This is a genomic window from Asticcacaulis sp. P4_H10, from assembly GCF_056400965.1.
On sequence record NZ_JBFUKH010000005.1, the window covers coordinates 61,788 to 82,523 of the forward strand.

Sequence of the window (20,736 nt, forward strand, 5' to 3'; positions counted from 1 at the left end):
ATATACAGTCGAGATGCCAATGCAAGAGACCAGGCGAGATTTTGTCAGGTTGACTGGAAGCCCGCTTTCAAACGGCGTCCCGCCGGCAGATTTGCCATCATAACCGCCGGCATTCCCTGTCCTTACCCGACAAGTAGATCTCCGCATTCTGACGAACGGGCGCGCTGCGATAGCGCCGCTCATGGGCGGTTTTGGGATGTTTTGCGATCCAGCTTGCGACCGCAGGCCGCAACTGCGGCGCCCTTTGGCCGAGCCGGCAGGCAGCCAGCATCGCGGCGCTTGCCGCTTCAGACGTACTATCGCCACCAATATACTGGACAAGCACAGGCGACGCCTCGCGTGGATCAATTGCGTCGAGCCGGGCCAGGAGATATTCCGTCTCCCTTATACGCATCGGATCGGAAACGACCTGCACCATCAGATCCTCGTTGGCCGCAATGGCTTCGCCCGGCAAATTATTGACAGTGCTCGCCAGGACGTAAAAGCGCTGGGTCTCAGCAGCCAGCGAAGGATCGGATGGATCGCCGTAACGCTCGGTTGCCGCCATGATGCTTAGCATTGGAGCCGCCAGCGGCGCCGCCTGCGCCTTATGCCGCAGCGCAATATAGGACAGGCCTGACAGATGGCGCGCCGTACGGATATCCGTCACGACCTGAACCACCCTGTCGATATCGTTCTGCGTCAGCGACTTGGCTCGTGACAAACTCTCAAAGTACTCAGGCAATATCTTCCATCGGGCGGATTTAGCATCGATCGTCTTGTCGGCTAGCATCTTTGCGATCGTGGTGTCAAAATCGACATTGGCGGCAGGCACATCCTTCAACGCGAAACCCACATCCTGACGTAGCCGGTCCAGCACATCAAGTCGCTCGATAGTGACCGGCGATGGCGCCAGCCAGTTCGGGAAGCGTTCACGCTTATACCAGGATTGGGCCTCGGCCTTGCGATAGCGCCGCTCCACTCCCTCGTCTGTAAGGACATAGGCTGTAAGACTGCGGGTCGAGACCGACGTGTCATCCCGCCAGACACTGCTCGACGCGACCGCAAGGATTGCGCTTGCATCGCTGAGCTTCGCCGGCATCCCAATCAGGCAATGCCCCGCAGCCAGTTGCAAGGAGACAAGACGGTCCATTTGCAGGCGGCCATCCTGCCCCGCAAAGCTAGTCCCGTCGGGGTTATGGCTTTCGTGATAGGCGGTCTCGGGGCAAACCTCGCGCTTTTCCAGATGGTAGGCGTAGAGGTTGGCGGCGCTAATATGGACATCGGGCCCGGCGTCCTCTGCCTCGATGAAACGAGCCAAATTGGCACTGCTGGGAAAATAGCCCGACAGGACCACATTCGCCTCTCCGGAATACAGCAATCTGAGACAATATCCGTTGCATGCCGGAACGGGCCAGTCTTTAGGAATGTCCCCTGGATATTCTTCCAGGAAGGCCGGCCTTGACAGGTCAAGCTTGCCGGCAAGCGGCATGTCCTGCTGGACTTCCCACCCCGCCCGCGCCCTCGCATCATCGCGCCGTTGCCGGTCCTTCGATGTATCGCAGCCGCTGATAAAGACGGCGAACGCACAGACAATCAATCCCAAGCCCCGGTATTTCATGCGCCCGACCATGTCACAAGTACCTCAAAGCCAAGTTAAGAGCGCGGGAGGACACTGTGCCATGCGTATCTATGTAGCAATAAGCATGAACCGCAGGGCTGAATGCATTTTGTCCACTGGACAAATTCTCCCACATTACGCGGACAGAAGGGCGGGCTTCGTCGTTCCGCGCCGTGACTGCTGCACACAAGCAAAACGGGCAAACCTTGCCCTGGCTTGGAGTAGCGCCCCTGTGTTAGCGCTATCTCTTCGATGCATAAAACTGTTACAGTTGCGGTAGCGATACCATAATTTACCTGTTACCAATTAGCCACAACGTCGCGTGCATTGTTAAATATTTTTACTTAAATATCAATTAGTTATGCGCATCTGAAATTTAATTAATCCAATTTGATTTTATGCCATCGATATCATTGTTATACCCTGATTGACAGCGCTATCATAACAAGACGAAAAAGTACAGCAGCGAACGCGTAACAGTTCGTGCAATCAACCAGTTGGGGAGACCACAAGTGAATAAGATTACGCACCCGCGGGCGGCGCTGATGGCGGCCGTCTCGCTTCTTGCCATGACGGCGGCAACCGTCGCCCATGCGCAGGACCAGGCAGCGGCCGCCGCCCCTGCCGAAGACGACGTCGTTGTCGTTCGCGGCTTCCGCGCCTCGCTGCAGAACAGCCTGAACACCAAGAAGAACTCGAACCTGATCATCGAGTCGGTCACCGCCGAGGACATGGGCAAGTTCCCGGACCAGAACATCGCCGAGTCGCTGCAGCGCCTGCCGGGCGTGCAGATCGACCGTGAAAACGGCCAGGGCACCAAGGTCCGCATCCGCGGCCTCGACCAAAACGTTACTGTCCTGAACAACGACATCTTCGTTTCCGGCATGGAAATCTTCCGCCTCGGCGAAGGCAATATCCGTCAAGACAGCTCGCTGGAAGGCATTCCGTCGGAGCTGATTGGCGGCGTCGATGTCTACAAGTCGCCGGACGCTTCGCTGCTGGAAGGCGGCCTGGGCGGTATCGTCAACCTCAAGACCCGTTCGCCGCGCGCGATCCGCGACACCCTGTTCTCGGGCGACATCCGCCTGAACAAGGGCGGTGAAGGCGACGCGACCCCGGTCGGCTCGCTGGTCTTCGGCAAGAAGTTCAGCGATGACTTCGGCATCCTGGCGACCATTTCCTATGACCGCACGGACATCCATACCGACGTGCTGGGCGGTGAAAACCGTGGTGGCTGGCGGCTGCTTGAACGTCCGACCTCGACGGGCACGACGACCGTCTATTCGCCGGAATACCGCTACGCCACCAGCCGCAACCAGGAACGTGAGCGTATCGGCTTCTCGCTGAGCGCCGACTATCGCGTCTCCGAGCACCTGTCGCTGACCGCCGACTGGTTCCATTCCGACCTGTCGATCCTGACCGACGAAGCCTCGCTGAAATTCCCCTTCGCCAACGAAGGCGCGACCTATGCCGCTTCCGGCCTGAGCATCGACGGCGACAAGGTCCTGCAATCGGGCACCGTCACTGCCAATTCGGCCGAGTCGATTACCTTCGTACAAAACGGTGAAGTCTCGACCGACAACTTCCAGGTCGCAGCCAAGTGGGACAATGGCGGCAACCTGTCGGGCGTCGTCAAGCTGGCCATGTCCAAGGCCGAGTACGAAAGCGCATCGGCCAATGCCGACGTGCGTTACACCCAATACGGTGTCCGCGCCGTCAATGGCGGCGCTGGTATCACGCCGAACGCCACCGCTCCGGCGACCTTCACCTTCTCCTACGCCAATGGCGAACTGCCGACCATTACGCCGTCGGGCCCGAATGCCGCCGCCCTTACCAATCCGGCTATGGTCTTCGCCAAGTCGCACTGGGCTTTCGGTGAAAACACCGAAATCAACAACACGGCACTGTCGGCCGACTTCAAGTGGACGCCTGACTTCGGTCAGGACGCCGGTCTCGTCATCAGCTTCGGCGCCCGCTATGCCGACCGCGAAGTCGATTCCGAATATGGCCGTTACCTCGCCGACCTGACCAGCCGCGGCGAACTGCCGGCTTCGGCCCAGGGCAAGTACCTGACCTTCGCTGCCGGCAATCCGGTCGTCTCATCGACCAACACACCAGGTTCGACCTTCATCAACTGGACGCCATACGGCTACTTCATGGACGGCGCGATCGGCCTGAAGTACTGCGACGGCGCTGGTTCCCCGTGCGGCCGTTTCGGCGATTCGAAGGCCACCGCCTTCCGCGACGCGACTAACCCGTACGATACCGCCGCCTCCAATCCAGGCCGCTTCGAGACCGTCAATATCCATGGCATCAACGCCATCGTGAACAAGGCCTCGGGCATGACGGATGCAGCCGCCTGGATCCAGGCCCTGTATCCGAACACGCCGTTCACCTTCTTCCGTGACCCGTTGGAATCCTTCAACGTCCAAGAAAAAACCAAGACCGGCTACCTGATGGCCGACGTCGGCGAGCGTGGCGACCGCTTCCATCTCAATGCCGGCGTGCGCATCGTCTCGACCGAACTCACCGTCGAAGCCTCCGGCACCCCCGTGACTCCGCTGTGGTGGGGTACCGACAGCTGGAACGGCATCCTGAAGAACCCGGACGCCGAAAAGACCGTCCGTGAATACACCGACGTCCTGCCGTCCGCCTCGGCCGTGTTCGACGTCAACGATACCGACAAGCTGCGCGCCTCGGCCGCCCGCGTCGTGTCGCGCCAGAACCTGTTCCAACTGGGTCAGGGCTCGAGCTACGACTTCACGCGGTCCTCGACCGCCGGTCCGAACTTCGACAAGTTCCTGTACACCTCCGGTTCGGGCGGAAATCCCGAGCTTGATCCGTACCGGGCCTCGCAGCTCGACGTCGCCTATGAGCGCTATCTCGGCTCGAAGGGCTTCATCTCGGGCGCCTACTTCTACAAGAGCGTCGATAGCTTCATCCAGACCGACACCATTAATGTCTGCGTCGCCGACCAATCGGTCGCCGGCTGTACCTCGGGCCCGTTCGCGGCGCCTGTGAACGGCGAAGGTGGTTCGATCAAGGGTTTCGAAGTCGCCGGCCAGTACGTCTTCGACGCCGGCTTCGGCTTCCAGGCGAACTACACCTACTCCGACTCCAAATCTTCGAACTTCAACGATTTCGAAGACAACCTGCCGATCCCCGGCGTGTCCAAGCACGCCTATAACGTCCAGGCCTTCTACGAGAACAACGGCCTCGAAGCCCGCGTCTCCTACGCCTGGCGCGACAAGGCCTATTACGGCAACTTCGCCTTCTCTTCGGGCGCGGCCGCCGGCGGTACGATCACGGCCGGCACCTGGGAACGCGCCTATGGTCAACTCGACGCACAGATCGGTTATGCGATCACGCCGAGCCTGAAGGTCACGCTGGAAGGCATCAACCTGACGGAAGAAGCCACCAGCCGTTACCTGCAGTTCGACCAACTGCCCTTCCGCTACGCGACCGGCGAACGTCGTATCGTCGTCGGCCTGCGGTACACCTTCGGTAAGTAAGCCTTACCGAAATTGACGGAGGCGGGTTGAGTGCACTTGACCCGCCTTTTGTCTCCCATAACCTTGGCCGGCTCCTAATCCCTAAGAGCCGGTCCTTTTTTGTTGGTGCCTTTCTATGGTCGCACATCCCGATCCTATCCAGCAGATCACCATCGTCGGCGGCGGCACCGCCGGATGGATGGCGGCGGCAGCATTCGCGCGCAACCTGGGAAGACATCTCAAGATCTCGCTGATCGAATCCGAAGAGATCGGCACGGTTGGCGTCGGCGAAGCGACCATTCCGCCGATCAAGCTGTTCAATGCCATGCTGGGCCTGGATGAGGCCGAGTTCATGCGCGAGACCAAAGGCACCTACAAACTCGGCATCGAATTCAAGGGCTGGCTCGAGGAAGGTCAGCGCTATTTCCACCCCTTCGGCGTCTACGGCCTGAAGACCGATCTTGGGCATTTCCTGCAATTCTGGCTGCGTATGAACGCCGCGGGCGAGATATCGAGCATCGAAGACTATTCGCTGTGCACCCTGGCGGCCAAGGCCGGACGCATGGGCAAGCAGTCGAATGACGACCGCGACGTCATGGCCAATTTCGGCTCCGCCTACCATTTCGACGCCGGCCTCTATGCCCGTTACCTGCGCGCCTATTCAGAAAAACGTGGCGTCACCCGCATCGAAGGCCGTATCGCCGAGGTCAACCCGCACGCCGAAACCGGCTTTGTCACCGGCGTGACCCTGGCCGACGGCCGCCAAATCGGCGGCGACCTCTTCATCGACTGCTCGGGCTTTCGCGGCCTGCTGATCGAACAGGCCCTGTCGACCGGCTATGAGGACTGGTCGCACTGGCTGCCCATGGACCGCGCCGTCGCCATGCCTTGCGCGCACGGGACGCACGATGCCGATGGCAACCCTGTCATCCGCCCCTTCACGACCTCAACCGCACGCGAGGCCGGGTGGCAATGGCATATCCCTTTGCAGCACCGCGTCGGCAACGGCTATGTCTATTCTAGCCGCTTTATCGACGACGACGACGCCGAAATCACCTTGCGCGGCAGCCTCGAAGGCGAAGCACTCGCGCCCGCCAACCGGCTCAAATTCGTCACCGGGCGGCGCAAAAAATTCTGGAACAAGAACGTCGTGGCGCTCGGCCTGGCGTCCGGCTTTATCGAGCCATTGGAATCGACCAGCATCCATCTTGTCCAGTCGGGCATCAACAAGCTGTTGCAGCACTTCCCGGACCGGACATTCGCGGCGGCCAATATCGACGCCTATAACCGCCGCCAGCATCTCGATTATGAGCGCATCCGCGACTTCATCATTCTGCATTATCACGCCAACCGGCGTAGCGGCGCCTTGTGGAATTATGTCCGGACGATGGACATCCCCGACACCCTAGCGCACAAGGTGGCCGTCTTCCGTGAGCGGGGCACCTTTGCTAATGCCACAGAAGAGATGTTCACCCCAACCTCGTGGCTGGCGGTGATGATGGGCCAGGGCGTTATGCCTGAGGGCTACGACCCGCTGCTGGCCTATGAAGACCTCGGTGCCTTGCGCACCGGCTTTAACCGGATGCAAGACCACCTGCGCGGCCTGACCGATACCATGCCGACGCACCGCCAGTATCTTGAGACGCTGGGTGCATTGGCGAAGGACAACCAACCCGCATAAGCGAAAGGCTCCCGAAGGAGCCTTTGCTGTCTATTATTGTGCGTCGGTCTTGACCGAAGCATTGCCCGAGGCCGAGCCACTGACGGGCACGTCCGGTAGCGGCGTGGATGCCACGCCCTTTGCTGTATCCTTGGCGCGCTGGCCAGTATTCTTAGCTGCATCCTTGGTTGCCGAGGTCACGCCGTCAACACCCGAAACACCGGCATTGGCGCCTGCGTGGCCCGCAACGCCATCCTTTGATACCTGGCCATCGCCCGTGACGCCGCCGGCAACATCGACATCCTTGGCGGCGTCGCCGACGGAGCGCGCGTCCTTGCCGGTCGCTTCGACAACACCACGCGAACGCGTTGTGGTATCGCGCACCGCGCCTTCAGTCGTCGAAATCGCCGAGCCTGGATTGACCTGCGTGTCACCCTGGACCTGCCCGGTAACCTCGCCAACCGGCGCGGTCACGCCGCCCGTAAGGCCCCCACCGGCCTGCCCGCCCAAAAGTTGCGCCTGCGCCGAAAAGGCGACGAGCGATACGGCGGCGGTTGCTGTCAGAATTGTCTTGATCTTCATGGGTTTACTCCTGGTTCAAATGCTTTTCCGGCCCGCACTGCGGCTGAGCCATGGGGCGTAAAGCTTGAACCGGTGGAAATAAATTGGCGATGCCATTGCCCCCGCCCGGCCATAAGACCTGAAATCGTTTTCGCGTGTCAGGTGAAAAATCGCTGCTATGCCATCCTGACGGAGAAGTAGCGGCCCAATATGGTTGCCCAAACGGGCCTGAAGGCCGAACCGCTGCATAGACTATGGTTCTAACGCTTCTTTTGGAACGCCAAGAGCTTATGATCGATTGTGACAAATAGATCATGTTCGATCAAAATCGCTTGACGTCTCAAATTAGTCTGACAATATAGGCTTCGACATTCCCTAATTGTGTCACCTATCTCCCCACACCTCCCTGAGGGCAGATATATTTCGGCCGTTTCGTTGATGCGAAACGGCCTCTTTTTTTGTGCAGACATTTGGGTACATTACAGTCAGACCGGAGGCCCATATGAAGCAGGTTTTGATACCCTTCCTGATGCTTGCAGCGCCAACCCTGGCAAACGCGGGGTGTCATGTCGAAAAGGCCCCTTACGGCACACTGTCCTCGGGCCAGGCGGTCGATGCCTGGACGATCCGCGACAAGGGCCTGAGCGTGACCGTGCTGAGCCTCGGAGGCATCCTCTATCGCATCGACGCGCCCGATCGTACCGGTAAGACAATCAATGTGGTGCGCAACCTCGACAGCCTGGCGACCTACGAAAAGCGCGACAACTTTTCGAGCCTGATCGGCCGTTATGCCGGGCGAATTTCCGGCGGCGGCTTTACACTCGATGGCCAGCGCTTCGAGTTGAAGGGCCGCCCCGACGGCGTGATCAGCCATGGCGGCCCCAAGAGCTTTGGCAGCCGCGTCTGGGCAGTCAAGCACAAGGGTTGCGGCGTTGAGTTGTCGCTGGAAAGCCCGGACGGCGATAATGGTTTCCCCGGCGCGGTCACGGTCCGCACCCTTTACACGGTGAAAGGCTCGGCCCTTACACTGAAATACAGCGCCACTACGACCAGGCCGACCGTCGTCAACCTGACGCACCACGTCTATTTCAACCTGTCTGAACACCCCGACGTCTTTGATCACCGCCTGCAAATCGCCGCAGACAAGTGGTTGCCGACCGACGACAAACGCGTGCCGACCGGCGACATCCTGCCTGTCAACGGCGCACTCTACCTGCGTCCCGGCGCGCGCCTCGGCGATGTTGCCAATGCCAAGGACGCTTCGATAAAAATGGCCAAGGGGCTGGACCACACTTTTGTCCTGACAGGCCAACCCGCAGCGAGGCTCAGCGACGCGGCGTCGGGCCGGACCTTGACTGTCACCACGACAGAGCCCGCCGTCGTCGTCTACACCGCCAACAGCTTCGATGGATCGCTCAAGGATTCCGAAGGCCGGCCGCTGGTCCGGGGCACGGGCGTGGCGCTGGAAACCCAGCATCACCCCGACGCGCCCAATCGCCCGGGCTTTCCGTCGACCGTATTGCGGCCGGGTGAGACCTTCACCTCACAAACGACCTTCAGCTTCGGCGTCGAATAAGCACACCAACTGGTGCGTTGAAGCCGTCGCCCCGACGCCCTAACTGTGCATCGCAGGCTGAACAACGGGTTTCCAGCGGAGATACATGAAAGCATTACGCAGAGACTATGGCTGCCCGGTCGAGTTCGCCCTCGACTGCCTGGGCGGTAAATGGAAGACTGTTATACTGGCCCATCTGAAAGGCGGCCCCCTGCGCTATGCCGACCTTAGAGCGCGTGTGCGCCCCATGTCAGACAAGGTGCTGAACGAGCGGCTTCAGGAGTTGCAAACGACGGGTCTCGTCGAAAAACATCCGACCGTCGGCACCTACGCCTTGAGCGATCGCGGTCGCACGCTCGGGCCCGTGCTTCAGGCGCTTTACGACTGGGGCCAGGCGACCGCCGAGCCCATGAACATCACACTCGCCACCAGCAAGGTAGCCTTATGATCGTCGAATATATCCGCTATGCGCTGAGCGACCACCGCCCGGATGAACTGGTTGCCGCCTACGCGTCTGCCTCGGCGCACCTGACAAACGCACCGGAGTGCGCAGGCTTTGAGCTGACCCAATGCGCCCAGGATGCGACGCAATTTATCCTGCGCATCGACTGGCTGTCGGCCGAAGCGCATATGGAAGGGTTCCGGCGCGGACCGAATTTCCCGCCTTTCCTGGCGCTTATCCGGCCGTTCGTCTCCGAGATCGCCGAAATGCGTCACTACGAAAAGACGGATGTTGTGTGGAAGCGTAACGCCTAGAGCATGATGCGTTTAGGTCCAACCATCATCATGCTCTAGGTTTTTGTTTTGTCGCGATATTTAGCCAAAAACCGCTGCACACTTTTTGGCATATCGCTCTAGCTTTTCAACCAATCTTCGGCCAGGCCCGCCCACGCTGAGTGCGTGCCGCTGCGGTCGCGCAGGGCAAAGCCATGTGGCGCATCGGCGAAGATATGGGCGTCAACCCGCCCTCCAGCATCACGTACCGTCTTGATCAGGTTCAGCGCGTGTTCGACCGGCACGGCCTGGTCATGCAGGGCATAGGCCAGGAAGACCGGGCATTGCGGGATGCCGTGCGGTTCAGTCGTAATGCCGATCGCCCAGTCGTCATAGAAGGCTTGCTTTTCCGCCGGCGGATAGTCGGGCTTGCCGGCCGGCGCCTTGTATCTTGAATGGTTGGCGTTGATCGGTGCATAGGCGATGATGACGCCTTTCGCATCCACGCCCGGCTGACAGGCAATCGTTCCGGCCAGGTGCCCGCCCGACGACAGCCCGACCACGAACAGCGGCACATCACGTGCAATATGGGTTAGGCCCGCCACGGCATCGGTCAGGGCGATGTCTTTCGGATGGACGCCGCCCTGGCCGTTGTCAGCCCCCGGCAGGCGATGGACCAGCACATAGGCGTTATAGCCGAGGCCGCTCAGCCACTTCGCGATGTCTGTCCCTTCGCGGTCATAGACGAGTTGCAGATAGCCGCCGCCTCCGCAAACGACAGCCGAGCCCCTGGCGTTTGGCACTTCGAAAGCATGCAGTTCGGCGCGGTTGACAGCCGTGAAGACGCGGTCAGGCCACTGTCCGCCGAGCGCATTGTCGGCCCCCTCGGACAAGGCAATCACGCGCGTCGGCGACGCCGTCACTGCACTGTCAGCACGGTGACCGACTTCGACGGGACTTCCAGCCATAGTGACTTACCTTGGGCCTTGATGGTTTTGAGCGCGACCGGCACAAACGGATCGGCCTTATCAAAGGCCGGATGCGCATCTGTTGTCTCGGCCGTCAGCATGCGGCTTTCGGTGACCTTGCCGACACCGCTCAGGTCGATGCGCGCGGCCTTCACCGGATCGAGATTGACGATCGAAACATGGACCAGACCTTTCGCATCGCGCGATGCCGAAACGCTCAAGGACGGCAGGTCGCCATAGGCGGGCGCCGTCACATCGACCGGCAGACGCGTCGCGTCCTGGTGGACCTTGTACATTTCAAAGACGTGCCAGGTCGGGGTGACAATCATCTTTTCGCCCTTGGTCAGCACCATGGCCTGAAGGACGTTGATCGTCTGGGCGATATTGGCCATGCGCACGCGGTCGGCGTGATCCTGGAAGATGTTGAGCGTCATGCCGGCGATGACGGCGTCGCGCAGCGTGTTTTCCTGATAAAGCGCCGAAGCGCCCGGGGTGCCGTCCCACCACGTACCCCATTCGTCGACCGCCAGGCCGACCTTCTTTTCGGGATCGTAGCGGTCCATGATGGCGCCGTGCTTGCGGATCAGCTCATCCATGACGTAGGCGCGCTTGAGGCCGGCCTTCCAGCCATCCTCACCGAAACCCGTGGATGCCCCCTTCTTCTGCCAGGTGCCGGCGAAGCTGTAGAAATGCAGAGACAGCAGGGACATCAGCGGCCGCTCGACATTATACGCCATAGGCGACGGCTCAGGCCGGAACAGCATGGCGCGCTTCATCATCGCCTCTGTCCAGGCATATTCGTCGGTATCGGCGCCGACCGCGATCAGTTGGCCGCGCGGACCCGACCAGGTGCGCACAAAGGCGGCGTATTTGCGGAACTCATCGGCATAGGTGTCGGCAAACATATTGCCGCCGCAGCCCCACGTCTCGTTGCCAACACCGACATAAGGCACATTCCACGGCTCGGTGCGGCCATTCCTGGCGCGTTCCCGGCCCGGCGGCGTATCGGCTGGCGCAGTCATATACTGCATCCAGCTGTCGGCTTCCTGGACCGTGCCCGAGCCGACATTGATAGAGACAAAAGGTTTTGCGCCGATCTGTTCGGCAAAGTCCATGAATTCGTGGGTGCCGAAGGCATTGCTTTCCGGCACATTGCCCCATGAGCCATTGATCGAGGCGGGGCGTTTGTCGCGCGGGCCAATACCATCGCGCCAGTGGTAGCTATCGGCGAAACAGCCGCCCGGCCAGCGCACGACCGGCGGGTTCAGCTGTTTCAACGCCGCGACAACATCCTTGCGGATGCCGCGCGTGTTGGGAATGGGCGAGTCTTCGCCGACCCAGATGCCTTCGTAGACGCCGCGCCCCAGGTGTTCGACGAAGTGACCGTAGATATTGCGGTCAATTTTCGCACCCGGTTGATCGGTATGCACGACGATTTTGGCATCGATCGTTTCCGCCGCACCCGAGGGCATGGCGGAAACGATGGCGAAGGATACGGCAAGGCTCGCCCACACTCTCATCTTAGTCCAGCTTCACAACAACGACCGACTTGGCCGGCAGGCTGAGGGTCAGCTTGTTGCCGGCGATCTTGCCGCCCTTGTAGCTGACCGGCACGACGGTAGCCGGTACGCCCATTTCGTTGCGTGCGTCCATCTTCGGTGCGGTCAGGACCTCACCCGAGACCTTGGTGGCCTTGAGTGTGCCGAGGTCGACGGTGAGCTTGACCTCGTCGTCCGGGTTCATATTGGCCAGGCCGATATAGGTCTTGCCGTCCTTACCCTTGGCTGCCGATGCATTGATCGCCGGCAGGGTCTTGTTGCCCGAAGTAAAGGTTGGCGCGTTGACCTCCAGCGGCAGCGATGTCGAGTCCTGGAAGGGCACGTACATCTTGAACGCATAGTAGGTCGGGGTCAGCAGGATCTTGTCGTCCTTGGTCAGGATCATGGCCTGGAGGACGTTGATCGTCTGGGCAACCGCCGTCATCTTCACGCGGTCGGCGTGCTTATGGAAGAAGTTGAAGTTGACCGCCGCCAGGACGCCGTCACGCAGGGTATTGAGCTGATAGAGGTGGCCCGGATTGGTGCCCGGTTCGACATCGTACCAGGTGCCCCATTCGTCGACGTAAAGCGCGACCTTTTTCTCAGGGTCGTACTTGTCCATGACGGCGCTGTGCTTGACGATGAAATCTTCCATCTTCAGCGTCTGGGCAAAAGTATCAGCCCAGGCCTGCTTGTCGAAGTTGATCGAGGCGCCCTTCTTGTCCCAATTGCCGGTCGGCAGGGTGTAGTAGTGCAGCGACAGGCCTTCCATACGGCGGTTGCCGATCTGCTTCATGACCACTTCGGTCCAGTTTTCGTCGCCGCCGCTGGGGCCGACGGCGATACGCAGCGCCGGATTGTCCGTGCCCTTGTGGAAGAATTCATTGAAGCGGCGGTATTCGTTGGAATAATATTCCGGCGTCATGCCGCCACCACAGCCCCAGGTCTCGTTGCCGATACCGATCACCGGCACCTTGAACGGCTTGTCACGGCCGTTCTTGCGGCGTTCCTGGGCAAGCGTATCGTCGCCCGGCGAGGTCATGTATTCGATCCACTCGCGCATCTCGGTCGGGTCACCCGAACCGACATTGATCGAGAGATAGGCGTCAGCGCCGACCTGTTCGGCGAAGTCGAAGAATTCATGCGTGCCGAACTGATTGCTTTCGGGCGAGCCGCCCCACCAGTTGTTCTTGCGCGACGGACGCTGATTGCGTGGGCCGATGCCGTCACGCCAGTGATATTCGTCGGCGAAGCAGCCGCCCGGCCAGCGAATCAGCGGGACCTTGATATCCTTGAGCGCATTGACGACGTCGGTGCGGATGCCGCGCACGTTCGGGATCTTGGAGTCTTCTCCCACCCAGACGCCGCCATAGATGCCGGCGCCGAGGTGTTCGGAAAACTGGCCATAGACGTACTTGTCGATCTTGGGGCCGGGCTGGTCGGCCTTGAGCGTGGCTTCAGCGTTCAGAGTGGCTGCGGATGCGGCAGAGGCGGCAAACAGCAAAACCGAAACCGCGGCGGCGGTCAGCGTTTTAAGCATGTAAACTCCCATATTATAATTGTCGGACATTTACCTCTTAAGATATTTAGCTCCGGCTGTCTCCACAATTTCGCCATTAATGGCCAGGTTTTCGATCGCCGCCAGCCCCCACTGCGCCGTGGCATTGGTCGAAACACTGACGTCTTCAACCGTTTCGTGCAGGACATTCGGACCTTTGATGGTCTGCGTGGTGAACTCGGTGCTCGATCGCCCGCGCCAGCCGTCGAGGAACTCCTCCCAGGCGCGCGCAGCCAGTTTCGGATCCTTCAGCTCGCGCGCGGCGTACGCCGTGAAGCGGGAATGGGCGTCGCGCAGGTTACGCGGCCCGGGCGGACGGCCGAGGCGTGCCGTCAGTTCGGCTTCGGGGGCGTTGTAGTACTTGCAGTAGTCGATCCACACCGCCTTGTAGGCCGGGATGTCGATCAGCTTCAGAAGCTCCATGTGGATTTCGAAGACGCCGAACACACCGTTCAGGTGCGACAAGGCAATCTTGTCGCCCGGATCGATGAAGGTGCCGGTCTTGACGTCAAAAGGCGCGCCACCAGTGAACCAGCCATTCTTCATTTTCGAAATCGACCGCATGCCGTTGGCGATGCGATCGCGCCACTTGGTCTCACCCGTACGCTCCCACTCCGTCAGCCAGGCGGCAGTGAACGATCCCCAGTCGGTGCCGAAGCTGCAATGCGGCGTCAGCTTCATCTTTTCCGGATCCTGGGGCGCGACCCGGCCGGTCTTGCGCGCGACATCGACGCGCGTCAGGGCGTCATCGGAATAGGCCAGGACGCGCATCAGGTCGCCGCAGCGCTCATCCGCGGCCAGGTAATAATAGTAGCGGCGGAAAGCTGCCTGGCTGACGCGCGCCTGTTTGGACGAATCGCTGAAATGCTGGACGCCATGACGCGTGCCGTAACCGCGATAGGGTCCGATATGGTAGACGTCGACCTCGCCGGTGTGGCGCGTCATCGCCTCCGCCAGCCGGAAGACGTCGGCGCGGCCAGAGCGCAGGTAAGCCATCCAGAACATCATGTCGGTCGACAGCTCGGAATTGTCCCAGGCAAAGCCGCCGATGTCGTAGCGCCAGACGTGGCGGTCTGCGTCATAGGTGTGCATGACATCGCCATAGTCCCAGAAGCCGTACCAGCGGTGGAGGTCGATTTGGGCGATGTAGTAGTCAAGCAGATGGGTCAGCTTTGCCTCAATGGCCGCCTTCACCGGTGTTGAAGAATCCGGCAGACTCCATTCGCCGAAGACACCGGCCTGGTGCAAGCGCTCGGGCGACACGGTTATGAACGGGCTTTGCGACACGTTACGCGCCATGGCGGCGAAGCGGTCGCGGGCCGGCGTGGCGTCCAGCGCCCACAGGGTGAACTCGGTCGTCCTGGCAATGCCGTAGGACTGGTCCCAGCCGGGTTCGTAGTCCTCATAGGTGATGTCGAGGCCTTCGTTCTGGGCGGCATAGGCCTCCATGCCCCAGACCGGGCGGAAGGGACGGATGTCCATGGCCGGCGCATCCGGCGACCACATCCAGGCTGTGACCGAAGCTTCGTCGCTGGCGGCATCACGGATGTCGAGACGCGACGGGCAACGCTGCCAGAAGTCCTTCATGCCAAGGGCGACGCCGCCCCCTGCTCCACCGACATAAGCGAGCCCCGTGGCGCGGTTGTCGCCGGCCGCGGGCACCCAGGCGTGACCTTCCAGCGTGCGTTTGCGGATGGTGTAGCCATCGGCGGTCGCCTGCGACAGCGTGAAGTCGCTCCAAGCCGGAATCCACTTCAGCCCCTTGGTGACCGGCGGGCTGATATCGGCAGCGTTGACCGCCCTGCCGGCGATCTGGTTGTCCTTGGCGGTCTTGCCGGCGTCGCGGCGCAGGCCGGTCAGCGAGCGTACGGCCTCGCCCCAGATGCCATCTTCCTGCCCTGAGAAGCGGACATGGCGATTGTACATCTCGTCCGTCATAGGCACGCCCGCGCGCACCGACAGCCCACGAATGAAATCTTTCTGCGGATCGCCGTCGAAGATGAAGCTATGGACGATACGTACCGACGGTGAGCCGGCATAGAAGTAGAGACGGACGCTGAACGGAAGCCACTCGCGGCTATTGCCCGAGTGAACACCATCGATTTTTATAACGCTGCGCACCGGCCCCCTTTGCTCAAGCACCGCCGTCTTGGTGACACCCTCATAGGCCGTCTGAGTCAGGCTCGGCTTGTCTTCCAGCGATGCCGCGTCCTGAGCGAGCGCGGCCAGCGTCACCGCACCCATGACGGATTTTCCGCCGCGCGTGGCGCCGGAAATCAGCGCCTTGCCCGTTTTCGGCACGGTCCAGGCGACGTCCCCGGAAGTGATGGTAAAAGCATCACCGTTCTCGGTGACGGTCAGCGGCGTTTTCGCTGCGGCCGGTTTGCCAGCCGAAAGCGTGTAGGATTTCGCCGGCGCTTCGGTCGCGGCGACCGCATGCCCCGACCACTTCAGCGAACCGTCGGGCCAGGTTGCCAGTGGCCACGACTGGACGGCCAGATCGCCGAGCGCAAAGGTCGCATTGGCCTTGACCGCGCCCTGCGGCCACGGCACGCCGAAGGTCACACCATCAATATGAGCGGGCGCTGCTCCATCGAGCCAGACGGCCTCGGTCACCGGAGGCGACACCGCAGGCTTTGCGGCATTGGCAGTGGTGGTTACCGACAACGCGCCTAGCGCCGAACCGGCCGCAAGTATGCCCCGGCGGGTCGCGTTTATGGTGGAAGTCATGGCTGATCGCCTCCCTGAACCTGATACGCTTTGAACGCAGAAGCAGTCTGAACCCGGCGCAAAAACTTTTCAACTTTAATCACAGTTGGCCAATTTCGATCACACCACTTCAAGAAAAAACCGCCGCCCGGTCTCCCGGACGGCGGTCTTCAAGCCATGGCCTTTCGCTGCGATTAGCGGCGGAAGGTGACACCGGTAGTGATCCGGTAACCCGGCCACTTGTTGGCGAGAACGCTCTTCGTGCCGTCGGAGTAGTTGTTGAACTCGCCCTGGGACTGAACAATCAGCTCATTGTTGACGTTACGGGCTTCGAAGAACAGCTCAAGTTCCTTGGTGGCCTTGTGCGTGATCTTGAAGTCAATATAGGTCTGCTTTTCCGTAAAGTTGGGCGAGCCGGGGTTATACGGCAGGACCGTAATGCGGCCTTCCGATGGGTTCGGGAAGTTGTTGTTGCTGGTACCACAGGCGCCGCTGGCGATACAGTCGAAGATCTGATCGCGGCCCTGAATGGCGATACGCGCGGTCGTCGTACCATCGTCATACCACAGAGAGGCATTATAATAGTAGGACGGCTCGTTCTGCGGCGGCAGAGATGCCCCCGTCAGCAGGTCGTACCAACCGGACTTGGTCAGCGACGACTCGATCTTGGCGTAGTTGCCGTCGAAGCCAAGGTACTTCAGGCGCCACGGCAGGAAGGTGAAGGCGATTTTAGCCGTAGCCTCGAGACCCTTGCGGCTCAGGCCCTGACCATTGACCCAGGTCGGGTACACGAAATTCACGTCTTCCAGCGACGCGCCGGTTTGCGGATCGACCGCACCCGTGCCTTCAAGAATCTTGCCCGTGGCGCTCTGGCTTACAGGGGCGCCGCGAATGATCTTGTTCTTGAAGTAGGCCAGTGAGAACATGGTGTCGCGGTTCGGGTAGTACTCGACGCTGTAGTTCTGGTTCAGCGACTCGTACGGCAGCAGTTCCGGATTACCGATCGTCGTACAGTCGTTGGTGACGCCGTTGTCGATGTCACGCTGGTCCCAGGTACAGGTGCCCGACGGCAGCAGACGGTTCAGAGGCGGACGCGCAATGACTTCACCCCAGTTGTAGCGGGCGACGACCTTGTCGTTGAAGCCCCACAGGTTCAGGTTCAGGCTTGGCGTCCAGTCTTCAGTCGTGCCTTCCATCGCCACCTGCTTGGTGACGCTGGCCGAAACGATGCCAGCAGCGTTGTTCGGGTCGGCAGAATTGAAGGCCGTCGTCTTGCGAATGGCCGTAAAGGTCATGAAGCCGTTGCCGCGGGTATCGGTCCGGATATAACGGTAACCGCCGTTACCGTCAAAACGCATGGTCCACGGCAGGTTGACTTCGAAATCCGCCATGAAGTAGGCGGCCGTGTTACGTTCCCAGGCAAATGAATACGGCATGGTGTATTCTTTGCCGTCGCTGCCGGTACAAACCTTCAGGCAATCGAAATTGTACTTGCCCAGCGGATCGCCGCCCGCCGCGTAACGGCTACCCGTGGACGATTCCGAGATCAGGCTGAAGAACTTCTCAACATCGATCTGGGTCCAGCCGTCAAGCAGGTTTCCACGGTCAGGATAGCTGTTGTAGAACTGGTTCCACGGATCGACCAGCACCTGACCGATAATGCCGGTCAGATCGCCCTGGGTCAGGGTGTATACACCTTCCTGATTGTTGGCCAGGTCATTGAACGGAACATAGCCGTAATTACAGGACTCGGCGCCGGCAGGAGCCGCCGTAGCGCCCGTACCATACCGGGTATCGTCACAGGCGCGGATCGTGCCGCGGAAGGTCGAGTCCGGCACGACGATCGGCTTAACGTAGGCGGGGTCCGTATAAGCCAGCGCCTGTCCCGCCGAGTTGCGGTTGATCGCAGGCGACACGGTATAAGCACCACCGGCCCAGGCCTTCTGGTCGAACTCACGCATATTGAAGCCGGCATACACCTTGGTAATCAGGGGCAGGCTGTCCGCAACATCGTAATCAGCGTCCAGACGGATCGTCGTTTCATTCGATTCCTGGAGTTTCGGCGAGTACTGCAAGCCGATGGTCGGGCTGACCCACGGACGCTGCGCGGCTGTGTAGTTAGCCAGCGCGTTAGGATTCAAGCCCGAAGGCCCGGCAGTCAACACCGTACCAGCGCTGTTAAAGGTAACAGCACCGCCCGCTGGAACTGCAGTTTGACCCGTCGTCTGGGCGTTCATCTTGACGTATAGCGACGGATCCGTGCTGTCATAAGAAACGGATGGAGTGATGTTCCACAGGCCGGTACCCGGATTCAGTTCAAAGGTGGCCGGACCATAGCTATACGAGAAGCCCATGCGACGGTCGTAGCGGCTGTATTCGGTGTGGCTGCGGCCAACAACGAAGTCGACGTTCAGCTTTTCACCTTTATAGTTGCCGCCGCCCGACAGCATCATGGTTTTCCAGTCGTTGGTATTCTGGATCTGATCCATGCCCGCCACACCGTCGGAGATGTCGAACTTGGTCAGGTGGTGGCTGGCGTCGACCGTGATGCTGGCCGGATTGATGTTAACAACCTGGCCGCGGACATAACGGCTGCCTTCCGCGGTGTTGGTCGCGTTGGACAGGACAGTACCCTGGCTGACGCCGTCATAGAGGTAGTAGCCGGATCCGGCGACGGCCGAACGCTGGCGCGGGAATGTCGTCGTGTCCGTGAAGGTCCGGCCGTTGTAGCTAGGCGTTGTAACCGTCGTCGGATTTACGTTCACCGTGCCGCGTGTGTAGGTCAGCTGGTGATTGTCGACGTCGCGGCGGGTGTAGGTCACCTTGCCGAAGATCGTCATGTTGTCAGTCAGGCGATAGTCAGCCCGGAGATCGAGTGCCGTACGATGCTCGGTGTCGCGCTTGACCAGATAGCGAACCAGCGACGGCGTATAGTCGTTCCACTGATTCAGGCAGGTCTGCAGTTCCTGAACGCGTTGCGCAGATGAGGTCGTGTTGCCGTCAATCGCCGGGAACCAGGCATAACAGTCCGCCTTGGTCTGGGCCGCGCCCGAGGCGCCAACCAGTGTTGTCGGCGTCTTGGCCTGACCGGAGAAGGGGCCGCTGGTGAAGGCGGAGCTGTTGGCGAAGGTGGTGTTGGCCGAAGAGTGCTGGACCAGATCCTTGTTGAACGTGAAGGTCTTTTCCGGCGAATTGTCGAAGTCAGCAAGACGGAACAGGCCGGCATTGGTGCTGGTCGAGTTTTCGATCGAGTGGCCATCATTCTGGACGGTCGACTGGGAATAGTTGACGAGGATGCCCAGGCGGTCATTCATGAACTTGCGGGCGGCGACGAAGTTGATCGACGGCGTCCAGCGCTCGTTGATCGAGCTCATCGACTCACGCACGCTCAACGAGACGTAAGGCTTCTTGAAATCGAGCCCCGTACGAGTCTTGATGATGATTGATCCGCCCAGACCGCCTTCGGTCATGGCTGCAGTCGAGCCCTTGACGACATCGACGCTCTTGATCATGTCCGCCGGGAACTCCTGGAAGTTCTTGCTGCGGCCGCTACCGCCGGCCCACAGGCCGCCCGTGGTCGAGTTTTCCAAGACGCCCAGGCCGTCGATCTCGACGTTGGTCACGTCTGACGAATTGCCGCGCAACGAGACATCGACGCCTTCGTTGAATTCGCCGCGGTTCAGCGCCACACCGGCGATACGCGAAATGGCTTCACCGATGTTACTGTCCGGGAACTTGCCGACGTCTTCCGCGACGATCGAGTCGGTCGCCGTCTTGGCGCGCTTCTTACGATCGATCGATGAACGCTGGGACGCACGCGTACCGACGATGACAACGGCGTCGTCATTACTGGCGGCCGGGTCAGCCGGCGCTGCGTCCTGAGCGAACGACACGGCCGGGAACGCAACGAGGCTAAGCGCCACCAGGGCCGTTGTGCCCTGCAGATACTTAGCAAAATAATTTTTGTTAGAACCCCTGATCACTTTGATACTCCTCCTGAAGCGGCCTTAAGGCCTTATTTCTGGTTCGAACGCCGTCCCCGTTCCCGTACGTGGCCGTTACATGAACGGACTACGGCCAGGAAACCGGGATACCGGTGGACTTTGATGATTATGCTTGCGTGATTGATAATGACAAGTCAATCAGAACGGTGACTTTTTGCGCATGCACACTGCGACTTTTGATCATTTCACGCCGCGTCCGTAGTAAAAAAATCACACAAATGACACGACTTTGCCAAATTTCGCGCCACAGCAATGACTTACCGCAAACAATGCCAACCATTTCAAATAATGAGATAAATTGGCAAATTGCTGATTTAATTCAAATTTTAAAAATCTAATAGGAAACTCAATATCTTTAATGCAAATGACCGCCGTCTG

General features: G+C 60.2%; 12 protein-coding genes. 5 read left to right on the forward strand and 7 right to left on the reverse strand.

Features of this window, described 5'->3' with window-relative positions:
- Positions 1 to 97 precede the first annotated feature (97 nt).
- Complete coding sequence (locus AC1DON_RS10275) at positions 98 to 1,612, reverse strand: hypothetical protein (protein WP_476934705.1); 1,515 nt, start codon at positions 1,610 to 1,612, stop codon at positions 98 to 100.
- 500 nt (positions 1,613 to 2,112) lie between these two features.
- Here AC1DON_RS10275 and AC1DON_RS10280 point away from each other — a divergent pair, with 500 nt between their 5' ends.
- Together AC1DON_RS10280 and AC1DON_RS10285 are read left to right on the forward strand one after the other, a co-directional pair.
- Positions 2,113 to 5,112, forward strand: coding sequence for a TonB-dependent receptor (locus AC1DON_RS10280; RefSeq protein ID WP_476934706.1), 3,000 nt, complete (start codon positions 2,113 to 2,115; stop codon positions 5,110 to 5,112).
- A gap of 115 nt (positions 5,113 to 5,227) precedes the next feature.
- Positions 5,228 to 6,772, forward strand: coding sequence for a tryptophan halogenase family protein (locus AC1DON_RS10285; protein ID WP_476934707.1), 1,545 nt, complete (start codon positions 5,228 to 5,230; stop codon positions 6,770 to 6,772).
- Positions 6,773 to 6,805: 33 nt separating this feature from the next.
- Here the strand turns inward: AC1DON_RS10285 and AC1DON_RS10290 are convergent, their stop codons facing one another.
- Positions 6,806 to 7,333, reverse strand: a complete 528-nt coding sequence (locus tag AC1DON_RS10290) for a hypothetical protein (protein WP_476934708.1) — start codon at positions 7,331 to 7,333, stop codon at positions 6,806 to 6,808.
- 481 nt (positions 7,334 to 7,814) lie between these two features.
- Here AC1DON_RS10290 and AC1DON_RS10295 point away from each other — a divergent pair, with 481 nt between their 5' ends.
- From AC1DON_RS10295 to AC1DON_RS10305, 3 genes are all read left to right on the forward strand, one after another.
- Complete coding sequence (locus AC1DON_RS10295) at positions 7,815 to 8,888, forward strand: aldose epimerase family protein (RefSeq protein WP_476934709.1); 1,074 nt, start codon at positions 7,815 to 7,817, stop codon at positions 8,886 to 8,888.
- A gap of 85 nt (positions 8,889 to 8,973) precedes the next feature.
- A complete protein-coding gene (locus AC1DON_RS10300) occupies positions 8,974 to 9,315 on the forward strand; it encodes a winged helix-turn-helix transcriptional regulator (RefSeq protein WP_476934710.1) in 342 nt (113 codons plus the stop codon).
- On the forward strand, positions 9,312 to 9,623 hold the full coding sequence (locus tag AC1DON_RS10305; RefSeq protein ID WP_476934711.1) for a putative quinol monooxygenase: 312 nt from the start codon (positions 9,312 to 9,314) through the stop codon (positions 9,621 to 9,623). Before AC1DON_RS10300 ends, AC1DON_RS10305 begins: the two co-directional genes overlap by 4 nt.
- Before the next feature lie 98 nt (positions 9,624 to 9,721).
- Here AC1DON_RS10305 and AC1DON_RS10310 read toward each other — a convergent pair whose 3' ends face one another.
- The 5 genes from AC1DON_RS10310 to AC1DON_RS10330 form a co-directional block, all read right to left on the reverse strand.
- A complete protein-coding gene (locus tag AC1DON_RS10310; RefSeq protein WP_476934712.1) occupies positions 9,722 to 10,549 on the reverse strand; it encodes an alpha/beta hydrolase in 828 nt (275 codons plus the stop codon).
- A complete protein-coding gene (locus AC1DON_RS10315; protein WP_476934713.1) occupies positions 10,501 to 12,069 on the reverse strand; it encodes an alpha-N-arabinofuranosidase in 1,569 nt (522 codons plus the stop codon). Before AC1DON_RS10315 ends, AC1DON_RS10310 begins: the two co-directional genes overlap by 49 nt.
- Before the next feature lies 1 nt (position 12,070).
- On the reverse strand, positions 12,071 to 13,627 hold the full coding sequence (locus AC1DON_RS10320; protein ID WP_476934714.1) for an alpha-N-arabinofuranosidase: 1,557 nt from the start codon (positions 13,625 to 13,627) through the stop codon (positions 12,071 to 12,073).
- A gap of 30 nt (positions 13,628 to 13,657) precedes the next feature.
- Positions 13,658 to 16,375, reverse strand: a complete 2,718-nt coding sequence (locus tag AC1DON_RS10325; protein ID WP_476934715.1) for an exo-rhamnogalacturonan lyase family protein — start codon at positions 16,373 to 16,375, stop codon at positions 13,658 to 13,660.
- Positions 16,376 to 16,548: 173 nt separating this feature from the next.
- Positions 16,549 to 20,337 carry a TonB-dependent receptor gene (locus AC1DON_RS10330; RefSeq protein WP_476934716.1) on the reverse strand — a complete coding sequence of 1,263 codons (3,789 nt, stop codon included), beginning with the start codon at positions 20,335 to 20,337 and terminating at the stop codon, positions 16,549 to 16,551.
- Positions 20,338 to 20,736 lie beyond the last annotated feature (399 nt).

Coding starts and splice junctions, on each gene's coding strand:
- AC1DON_RS10275 (WP_476934705.1), bottom strand. CDS start 1,612: ATGGTCGGGCGCATGAAATACCGGGGCTTGGGATTGATTGTCTGTGCG.
- AC1DON_RS10285 (WP_476934707.1), top strand. CDS start 5,228: ATGGTCGCACATCCCGATCCTATCCAGCAGATCACCATCGTCGGCGGC.
- AC1DON_RS10290 (WP_476934708.1), bottom strand. CDS start 7,333: ATGAAGATCAAGACAATTCTGACAGCAACCGCCGCCGTATCGCTCGTC.
- AC1DON_RS10295 (WP_476934709.1), top strand. CDS start 7,815: ATGAAGCAGGTTTTGATACCCTTCCTGATGCTTGCAGCGCCAACCCTG.
- AC1DON_RS10300 (WP_476934710.1), top strand. CDS start 8,974: ATGAAAGCATTACGCAGAGACTATGGCTGCCCGGTCGAGTTCGCCCTC.
- AC1DON_RS10305 (WP_476934711.1), top strand. CDS start 9,312: ATGATCGTCGAATATATCCGCTATGCGCTGAGCGACCACCGCCCGGAT.
- AC1DON_RS10310 (WP_476934712.1), bottom strand. CDS start 10,549: ATGGCTGGAAGTCCCGTCGAAGTCGGTCACCGTGCTGACAGTGCAGTG.
- AC1DON_RS10315 (WP_476934713.1), bottom strand. CDS start 12,069: ATGAGAGTGTGGGCGAGCCTTGCCGTATCCTTCGCCATCGTTTCCGCC.
- AC1DON_RS10320 (WP_476934714.1), bottom strand. CDS start 13,627: ATGCTTAAAACGCTGACCGCCGCCGCGGTTTCGGTTTTGCTGTTTGCC.
- AC1DON_RS10325 (WP_476934715.1), bottom strand. CDS start 16,375: ATGACTTCCACCATAAACGCGACCCGCCGGGGCATACTTGCGGCCGGT.